The following is a 10942-nucleotide window of genomic DNA, read 5'->3' on the forward strand; positions in this document are numbered from 1 at the left end:
GGTCGCCGAATACGAGCAGCACAATGCCCAGCAGAAGGGGCTGGAAGCCGAGAAGGCCGCGGCGGGCCGTGGGGTTCGCGATGCCAACATCAAGCTCAAGGAGGCACAGAACGCGCGCGACCTCGGTGCCGAGAACGGCGACGAGCTGGTGCGTGCCGCGGAGGAGGGGCTGAAGGACGCCAAGGCCGAGGCCAAGGCGGCTAAGGAGGCGCTCGACAACTTCATCGCCGCCGACAAGGCCGAAGCCGACGCGGGCAAATCGCCCGCCAAGCGACTGGAGAAGGCCGAGGCCAACCGGCTGCCCGCCGCCCGGCGCGGCCATGTCTCGTCCATCACCATCGACCGCCTCACCGGTCGCGTGTACGAGGCCGCCAACGGCACCTCCGACCAGCGCATCCACCCGTCCGAGCTGCATCCGACGTTGCACGACAACGTCTCCCAGTACCAGGACCCCACCGACGTCTACCACAACGGCGGCGACCCGAGGTTCTTCCCGCACACGGACAACCCGCTCGGGCACGCCGAGATCCGCGGCACCAACGCCGCCCTGCACGACCGGGAACTGTTCAACCAGCAGCGCGACCCCAGCGATCAGCTGCCGACCGACTTCGACGGCCTGGCCTCCATCCTCAACTCGCCCTACGTGCCCAGCCGCGACGCCGAAGCGCCCTGCTGCGCCAACTGCACCCGGGTGGTGCAGGGCACCGAGAGCACCGCGGGCCACATCATCGACGAAGGCGCTCCGCGCGTCGACCCGATCCGCCACGTCGACATCGAACGGGCCGCCCGCGACGGCAACATCATCGAGCCACGGCTCGTGTCGCCCGAGTATCCCGACACCGATTTCATGGGCGACGACGACGATGTCGCGAGCCCGGATCGCGGGTCCGATGATCCGGTGCCGCCGGGGATGGTGCGTGGAGACGACGGGTTGTTGCGCAGGCCCGGCGATCGGCTGGACAGTTATCGGGATCTGGATGGGACCTGGCATCACGTCGACGACCCGGCGGGGACCAAGCGCGACGTGAAGTTCGGCCTGCACGGGCCGGGCGGGGCTTTCGTCAATGACCACCTGAGTAAAGCCGACTACCTGTACGACGCGATGAAGGGCGACTCGGAGCCCCACGAGATCAAGGATGCGGACCGGGCCGCTGAGCTGGAAGCCGCATCCGAGCGGCGCCTCGAACTGCAGACCGAACGCGACGGCGTTCGCGACGAGCTCAAGACGCTCATGGCCGAGTTCGATATCGAGAAGACGAATGAACTCGCGCCCAAACGCCTTTTCGAGACGCTCCAGCAGCTGCGAGAGGAAATCCACGCCGATACCTCGCTGAGTCCGGATGAACTGGCCGACAGGCTCGATCTGCTCGGCGACCTGGAAGACACCGCCACCGATTACAACAACCTCGGTCGCGAGATGGTCGAGGTGTCCAAGAAACTCGGCGAAGTAGCGGGGATCGACTTCGCGCTCGATCCGGACGCCAGGCCGCGCGCTGTGCTGTTGACGCCCTTCGAAGGGGCCTTCGACGGTGCCGGCGTCGTCGATATCGCCGCATACGTCCCGCGCCCCGACGCGGACTCGGCGCCCACGCTCCTCGTCGTGGAGGCCAAGGGCGTCGGATCGGTCCTCGGTGGCTCCAAAATCGCACAGGCGGAACAGGGTTCGCCGGAATACCTGCGGCGCACCGTGGACATGGACCGAAATCTCGCGCTGATCCTCAACGAGACGCCCGAGCAGATGCTGGCGCGGGGCATCGACCCCGACAGCCCGGAGGGTCGCGCGCTCACCGACGCCGTCGCCGACCTGCGCTCGGCGATGGAAGACGGCACCCTGCAGGTGGAGTACCGCCTGGTGCACACCGCGGCCGACGGCACCGTAACCGTCACCGAACTGCTGCTCCAGCGCGACGGTGTCGATGTGCTCGCCGACGTGCCGTTGCCCTTCGGCACCGATCCGAACTCGCTGGACCGGAGCGCGGACGACGACACGATGGACTTCATGGGCGACGATGACGACGTCGGTGACCCGCCGCCCACTGAATCGCCGGACCAGTCTGATCTGCCGGAGGCGGCGACGCAGCCACCACACGACGGTGTGGGCGATACACGACCGGCGATGTCGAAGATCGAGGCGATTCCGGGATCCGATGATCGACCCGTCGCTGACGCTCATCTGCTCGGCCGGCTCACGGGCGACATCGTCAAGGACGCTGATGGGAACATCGTCAAGGTCGATGGCCAGTACATCGACGACCTGGCGGCCAGAATCGCTCATGAGCGGATGCCTGCCTACCAGGACGTCGTCGACAACTTCAAGGAGACGAAACCCGCCGAGGTCGACAAATCCCGCGCGGAGCTGAAGGCGATCAAGGATCTCAGGACGGAGCTGCAGAACGAACGCAAGGAGATAAAGCGGCAGATCAGAGCGGCTACGCCGGAAGAAGAGACTTCGCTGCGCAACCGGCTCGAATCGATCCAGTCGCAGCTCGAGGAATTGAACGCGCGGCAAGAAACGGCGAAAGCGGAGTTCACCAGAGCCGAACAGCGCAAGGACCCGGTCGGTCCGGTCATCGCCATCACCATCGATCGCGTCAACGGCATGGTGTACGAAGCTGCGAACGGAACCAAGGACTCCGCGCTGTCGGTGGACGCCCTGCACGAAAGGCTGAAGGAGAATCTCGCAGCCACAGGTCAGGGCCTCGACGACCTCCGGGCAGGAAAACGAGAAGAGGGTGCTTTCCCGCACGGCGATGACCCGCTACGCCATGCCGAAGTGCGCACGACAAACGCTGCGCTCCATTACCGCGACAGTCAGGGTGAGCCCACGGATCGCGCGGCGATGGCCTCACTGGTGCACGCTCCGAAGAACATCGAAACCGGCAAGGGCGCGCCCTGCTGTGCGAACTGCACGAGGGTGGTGGCCGGTACGGAGAGCGCTGAAGGCTACAACACCGACCACGTGGATGGCGCCGGGGTACAGGACGGCAAGCACGAACGGCGGGCCGACCTCGAAGGCCAGACGAACCCCGATGGCACGCCCCGCAAACCACGGTTGGTCACCTGGAAAGGTGCACCACGTGTCGACGACTCGATCGGTGCGGACCCGGATGGGAATCGGGCGCCGATCGACTGGGCTGGCGATGAGGACGCCGAAACACACAACCGCAAACCGGATTTCGCTGATCCAGAACCCGAGACCACGCAGCGGGAGGTGCGCGTCGAACTCGGTGACAACGGGGAGGTCGTCGCGCTGCATATCCAGTTGGCCGATGGCCAGTGGGTGGTCGCGCGGACCGACGGTGACGAGGCCACGCAGAATGTGCCCGCGCGCAATGACGCCGATATTCCCGAAGTCGACAACCGGAATGTCCTGCGGAAGCTGGTCGATGATCTCAACGCCGGATATCAGGGGCTCAATCTCAAGTACGTGTCCGGATCCGGTCTCGATCATCGCGGGCAGACCGCCATTCGCGACGGTGTGACCGGTGGGGCGCAGCTGATCTCCGATCCGGCGCCGACACCGGTGCAGCCCGCGCCGCCGCCTGTCGACGGTCCGGTGATCGGCGCCCCGGCGCCTGGGCCGGGCGACCCCGCACTGAATGTGGCGCGGATCGGCAGGGAGGGGCTCACCTGGTATCACAACCGCGAGCACATTCCGATCTTCGGTCCGGTGCTCGGCAGGCAGGCGGATGTCGCCGGGAGCTATCAGCCGGTGTATTTCCCGGACGGTACCGAATATCGGCCGTGGATCACCGATGCCGACCCGAACGACGTGCGCGAGACCGTGGTCAGCGAGTTGCGGGCGAACCGGATGGAGGCCGACGAGGCGCGCGACATCCTGAAGGAGCTCTTCGACAACGCGCGGGATGCGCGGCTGCGGCAGGACCTGATCGACGATCTGGAATTCAACGGGCTCGTCGACACCGACGAGGCGCGGGCGATGGAGGACACGCCCATCCCGCCCGCCGAGGCGAAGTCGGAGCAGCAGGGTCCACCGCCCGAGGGCGAGACGCTGACCGAGATGGCCGAGCGGCTCGGCATCGTCCTCGACGGCGAGGGGCCGCAGGATGTACGCCGGGCGATCGACCTGCAGAGCCACCGGCTGCTGCGCGAGATCGGCGCGATCGAGGGCCTGGCCGACGCGGCCCGCCGCGCCGACGAGGAACAGACCCGCCCGTACCGGCGCGCGGACCATCCCGCCGACCCGGCCCCCGCGCCCGACGACCGGACGCTGGACGGACCGGACCGGCTGCGCGAGGTCGAGTCGGACGAGCCTCGTGACGACGATGACGGCTACTACTACGACGACGAGCTGGGCGGCGCCGAGCCGCGGAGTCACTGGGGTGACACGAGCGCCCCACGCCCCGTGCCGTTCTCGCGGGAGGTCAGCTTCCTCGACAAGGACCCGCTCGGCCGGTTCCTGCGGGACCTGATCGTCGCCTTCGAAGGCGTCACCTCGCTGCGCGACTACGACCGGGTCGGCAACGGCGCGGACCGGCTGCCCGAATGGGCCAGCTTCTCCGACGATCGGGAACCGGGCCGCGACGAGGCGCGGGCGCGCGAGTTCTTCGAACACGCGCTGCGTCGCGACCAGCTGCGGGACGAATTGTCCGGCTGGGCGGCGATGTTCGGCCGCGACCTGAGCGATCTGTCGGGCGACCGGATGGATCCGACGCTCAACGAGCTGCGTGACGCGGCGCGGCAGCGGGCGCGGAACCTGGCCGATTTCATCGCCGCCGCGCAGCCGATCCTGCAGGGAGACAGCGCCGAACCGGTCGGCAAGTCCTACGGTGACCAGGTCGCGCGGGTGCCCGATGCCGACGGCGGGCCGGACCGGCTGCTCGTGGTGGACGGGCCGCTCGACCGCGAGGAGGCGCTGGCTCGCGCGCTGCGCGACAACCCGGAGCTCGCGCTCGACATCGACAACGGGGTCCTTCGGCCCGACTTCCGCGCGGTGCACGCCGACGGCGCGGGCAGGCAGTTCCTCGACCCGGTGGCGACACCGGAGGTGCAGCACATCCGCCGCACGGTAGACGGCGCCGAACTGCAGGTGACGATGATGCGCGGCGAGGACGGCCAGTGGCGGCCGGTCCAGCCGACGCCGGAACCGCCGCCCGCTCCGCGCGATCGCGCCGACATGGTGCGCGAGATCGTCGACCTGGCACGGGAACTGAACCTCGGCCCGGCCGCGCTGCACCCGGACAACATCGATGCCACCATCCGCGCGCTCCACCTGGACAACGCGGTACGCGCCGGGCAGACCGAGGCGCTGTCCGACTACGCCCGCACGATGGCCGACATCGAGACGTTCCACCTGATCGGCGACGCGCGTGGTCAGCTGGCTTCGCGGCTCGGCATCCCGGAGGGCGAACTCACGCCGAGGCGGATCGCCGAGGCGCTGGTGGATCCGAAGCAGCGGCGCGGTAAGCGTCAGCAGCAGTTCGAGGATCTGCTCGACGGGCAGCAGCGTGACCCGAGCAAGACCGCCGGGTACTCCCAGCAACTGCGCAATGTCGACGAGGCTGTGGTCAAGGCGGCGCAGGAAGCGCTGATCAAGGCGCTGAGCCCGGGGAATCCGGAGGCGCTGCGGCCGAAAGTCAGCAAGACCGACCCGGTCACGGGCCGGTCGAAGGTCGGCCCGGCCGACAGCGGCATCGACCCGGCCAAGCTGCGCAAGCTCGTCACCCGGCTGAACCGGCTCGGCGCGGGCGACCACGTGCGGAACGCGCTGGCCACCTACGCCGACGCGTTGATGCGCGTCGACCCGTACACCGACCACCCCGTGGGCACCAGAGCGCCCGACCCGCGCACCACCGGCGACCCGCACATCTACGACCGCGACGCCATCCACGGCCTGCGCGATGTGGTCGGCGCCGCCGAGTCCGGCGCCAACCCGGTCGATTTCGCCGCCCAGGTCGCCGACAATGTCGCCCGCTCCTACGGCTCCGAGGAGTCGGCCGGACCGAATGATCCACGGCCGCAGCCGAATCGCGATTGGGCGCGGTTGGTCGGAGTCGACGTCTCCACCGCCGACGACGCGAAGTTCGCCGAGATCTACGAGGCCTACCGCGACGGCAAGATCGAGAAGCACGAGGGCCTGAGCCCGGAGAAGCTGGCCGCCGAGATCGCGGCCATCCGCGAGGAGATCCGCCTCAGGACCGAACAGCTCGAGCAGCTGAAGGCGCTCACCGACGAGTTCTACCGGCCGGTGGCCGACCTGCCACCCGCCGACGGCGCTCCGGCCAGGGAACACCCGGGCTCGCGGCCCGAGGAGCTGCCCGAGGGGCGGCGTGGGTTGCCCGCCGGGCCGGATGGCGAGCCGAACGGTGGCCCGCGACCCGTTGGATCGCAACCAGATTCGGTCCGACCCGATCCAGAGGTGCCGTCCGAACGCGGCCGCGACCTCGACGATCGGGCCGATGCGAAGCTCGACCAGACCATGCGCAAGCTGGACGAGGTCGCGGACGAACTGGCCGAACCGATTCCCTCGCTGGACGATCTGGTCGGACCGGGCGAGCCGGTCGATCCACTGGCGATGATCGACGACGCCGTCGAACGCCAGAACAAGCTGCACGACCAAGCCGACGAGCGCCGTGCCGACCACGCCGATGCCGCGCTGGACGACGCGCTGCGTGATCTCGATGGTGTCGAGGCGGATCTGGCAGCGTTGGAGTCCTACCTGCGTGCTCAGCGGGATTTCGAGGCCGCGCAGGCCGAGATCGCCTCCCGATTCGAGGAATTGGCCGCCCAGGACGCGCAGGCCACCGCCCAGCGCGACGAACCCGAGGCCGACTTCGCCGTGCGCGCGGCCGACCTGGCCGCGCTCGAGTCCTTCCTCGCCGCGCAGCAGAAGTTCGACGCGCTGCGCGCCGAGTTGTCCGAGGTCGTGCAGGTGCGGGCCGAGGAACTCGACGCCGACGCGCTGGCAGACGCGCAGGCGCTGGAGTCCTATCTGCGCGCACAGCAGGAATTCGATGCCGCCCGTGCGGAAATGGCGGCCCGGTTCGCCGCGGCGGTCGAACGACAGGGCGGAGCGTCGAAGCCGGACGGCGGCGACGGTGCGCCTGGCGACGGCGTCGACAGCGCCGGGGAGGCGGGTGCCTCCGTCGAGGACGGTGCACGAGGCCAGGATTCGCCAGGCCCCGACGGTTCGCGCGATGACGGAAGCTCGCGCGACGATGGCGACGACTCAGGCGATCCGCCCGCGGCGAACACCGCACCCGGCGGCCCGCCGTCCAAGCCTCCGTCCCGTCCTCCGACGGCGCCGAGCCCGGAACCCGAAGAACCGTCGAAGAATTCGTCGCCGTTCGACTTCGGCCTGCCGAAGGCGCCGGCCGAACTGGCCGTACTCGGCGACGCTGCGCCGGATCAGTCGGTTACCGACGGTGTCGACGCCGAAGACGCACCCGAACGCGCGTACCAACGCAGGGACTTCCTCAACGACGCCTACCAGTTCTTGCAGGAACTGAGCGATCTGCCGCCCTCGGCAACCGCCGACACGCCACCGCTCACCCCGGAGCAGGCCGCGCAGGTCCGCGGACTCGCCGAGGCCCTCGGACTCGGTGACGCGCTCACCGGCCAGCGTGATCCGCTCGGTGCGCTCGCCGAGATCGCCGATATGGCGCGGGCGCGCGGATTCCTCGACAGCGCACTGGATCCAGACGCCGAACTCGGCAAGCCCATGCGGTATCCGGACGACTACGAGCCGCTCGACGTCGACGAGTTGCAAGACGGTCTGGACCACTGGCGGGTCGAGGGTGATCGACAGGTGCGGGCCGAGATGGCCGAGGAACTGCGGCTGGCCGGACTCGACGATGACGCACGCCCCTCGCTCGGCACCGAACCGGAGCCGGACCCGCAGGCCACGCCGTTGCAGCCGTCCTCGATATTGCCGCCGGAAGACGGTGCGCGTCAGCCCGGCGGTCCGCGGATCGAGCCCGCGCAGCAGGCGATGGATCGCCTGGCCGCCAGGTTCGGTGTGGATCTCACCGATCCGGGTTCCCTCGATGCCGCGCGGTACCGCCAGCTGCTGCGGGCGGGTGCGGTCGAGGCGTTCGCCGCCGCGGTCCGGCACGCCGAGGCCGCCACCGATCCGCGGCAGCGGGCGCTGCGCGAGGCCATCGCTCGGCGCTGGGCCGCCCGGCTGGGACTGCCCGCCGACCCCGGTCTCGTCCGCGCCGCCGACGACATCATCCGGTTGCGCTCAGGGATGACGCGCGACGCCGGAGATATGGCGCATCTGTATCAGATGGTGCGCAACGAGCTCGACGACCGCGTGCTGTCGATGGACGTCGACGGCGACAAGATGCTGGTACGGCTGGTGACCGACGGGCCCGACGCCTGTCATCTCGAACCCCTCGCGCGCATCGAACCGAAGCCGTTCAGGCCGACCGTGGACAACGCGGTCGAGGTGCCGCCGAAGAAGAACTGGCTGCGCAAGCTCTGGGATCGCCTCGTCAATCGTGGCTATTACGGAGAGAACCCGAAGTATCCGTCGGGTTCGAGTATCGATGGTGCCGGTCAGTCGATGCTCGGACACAGCGCCGGGCTGCCACTGACTACAGTGAAGGATTCGACGCCCAACGCGCCCGGCGGCGAGTACGACCAGCTGCAGATCAAGTTCAACCCGGTGCGCATCCTCAAAGAGGGCGTCGAGATGTGGCGCAAGCGCGAGCTGGTGCCGATTCTCAAGCACCTGTCGTCGCGGATCGCCGATCAAGCGGGCGAGTTCCTGCCGCTGCGCAATCTCGACGGTTCCGAGTACAAGCCGTGGATCTCCGACGCCGACCCGGAGCTGCGTCGCCAGATCGAACAGGAACTGCGCGATGCCGGGCTCGAGCACCTGCTCGAACCGGAAAGTCTGACGCCCGAGGAACTGGCGGCCAGGCAGGCGACGGAACTGCCGGAAACCGGTGAGTCGCAACAGCTCCCCGCTGAATCCGAGCAGGCTCCCGAACCGGCCGAACCGCTGCCGCCGTGGCTGCGGGACGTGGTCGACGCGGTCAACCAGCGCATCGCCGATGCCACGGTGCTCGACGCGCTCGCCGGTGAACTCGGTATGCGGATCACCGATTTCAGCGAAGAGGGTCTGCGCACCGCGCTCGCCGAGGCGAAGTACCGGTTGTTGCGCCGCGACGGTGTGATCCAGGCGCTGGAGGCCGCGGCGCGGTTCTTCAACGCCGAACACGCGGATATTCCGTTCCGGCCCGCCGATTTCTTCAGCAAGGATCCGCTGGGCGCCTACCTCAAGGAAGTCGTCGCGGCCAGGGGCGGCCGGTTCAGCTCCGACATGCTGAATTGGCGCGGAGTGAACAACGGCGGCGAATGGGTCGACATCTGGCCCACGCTGAGTGACGACGGTGGCTCGCAGACCATCCACGCCGAGGACGCGCGCAAGATCTTCGACGACGCCCTGCGCCGCGCGGGGCTGCGTGATGAACGGTCCACCTGGGCGCATCTCGCCGGCGCCGATCTCGCGGCGCTGGTCACGAACCTCGACGCCGAGATCGCGAAGCTGCGGGATCATCTCGACGGCAATGTCGGGGTGCTCGATGAATTCGCCCGGCGGATAGCCGATTTCGCCGACAGCGACACCGGTGACCGGCTCGTTCTCGATCCCGAGCGTGGCACGATCGCGATCGTCGACACCGGGGCGGGACACGAAACCGCGCTGGCGCGGGCGCTCGCCGAGGCCGACGCGGACTTCATCGACCGGCTCAACCGTGGTGAGGTCGACATCCAGATCAGGATCGTCGGGGTCGATGACCAAGGGCGCGTGCGCGTCATGGAGGTCGACGCGCCGCATGTGCGCCACCTGCGTGGTGAGCTGGACGGTCGCACCGTCGACGCGACCATGGTTCGCGACGGCACCGGTCCGTGGCGGCTGGTCGAGGTGCCCGCCCGGCACATTGCGCCGGAGACGAACCTGCCCGCCGTCGCGGATGAGGCTGTCCCGGAGCCGCGTTCGCTGGCCGAGGTACGTGCCGAGGTCGCGGAAGTGGCGCGGCGACTCGGGATCGAGGATCCGTCGAACCTGTCGCCCGAGCAGCTGCACGATCTCCTCGCCGAACTGGACCGGGCCAATCAGGTACGGGCCAGGCAGCTCGAGGGTCTGATCGACTACGCGCTCAGCGTCGACGCGGTCGACAACTTCAACGCGCTGCACAACGCACGCAGCGCGCTGGCACTGCGGTTCGGTGTCGACGCGGGCGACCTCAGCCCGCAGCTGGTCGCCGACCGCCTCGCCGATCCCGCGACCCGCGTGGAACTGCACCGTCAGCGGGCCAAGGACCTCACCGAGTACGCGAAGCTCCTGCGCGCACTCGACCCGACCGCCGTCGACGACGCGCGCGACGCGCTCGCACCGCATCTCGGGTTGGCCCGCGGTGGGCTGCCGCTGGACGCCGCCGCGCTGGCCGAGGCCCTGTCGAACCGGGCCGCGCGCGGCGATCTGGACGATCTCACCGGTCCGCTCGCCGATTACGTACGGGCACTGGCGAAGATCGACCCCTACGCCGAAGACCTGGTCTACAACCCGGACACCGACCCGCGCGCGATCGGCGACGACCCGCCGGTCCATCCGCGCGATGCCCTCGACTTCCTGCGCGAAGTGGGCGCCGACGACCTCGCCGACCGGTCGCCCCTGCCGGCCGTGCCGGCGGACGCCGTCCCCGGACCCAGCCGCGACCACGCCCGCCTGCTCGGCGCCGACCTCACCGACGCCGACGACGAGAAGATCGCGAAGGTCTACGACTGGTTCCGCGACGGCCGCATCGACAAGCACGAACGCCTCACTCTGGACAAGCTCGCCGCGGTGCACGAGCAGATCCGCGACGAGATCCGCGGGCGGGCCGCCGATATCGCTCGTTGGCGCGCGCTCTTCAACGAGCCGTGAGTGACCCAGGCCCGGATACGCGGGGCGGGCACGCCCCCCCGGGGGGCC

The 10942-nt window shown here is 69.2% G+C and carries 1 protein-coding gene; it reads left to right on the forward strand.

The window, feature by feature from the left end:
* The first annotated feature begins 148 nt into the window (after positions 1 to 148).
* Positions 149 to 10894: a hypothetical protein gene (locus tag ACFWPJ_RS03815; protein WP_378846761.1), complete on the forward strand. Its 10746-nt coding sequence runs from the start codon at positions 149 to 151 to the stop codon at positions 10892 to 10894.
* Positions 10895 to 10942 lie beyond the last annotated feature (48 nt).

The organism is Nocardia sp. NPDC058497 (assembly GCF_042720195.1).
Taxonomy (GTDB): Bacteria; Actinomycetota; Actinomycetes; order Mycobacteriales; family Mycobacteriaceae; genus Nocardia.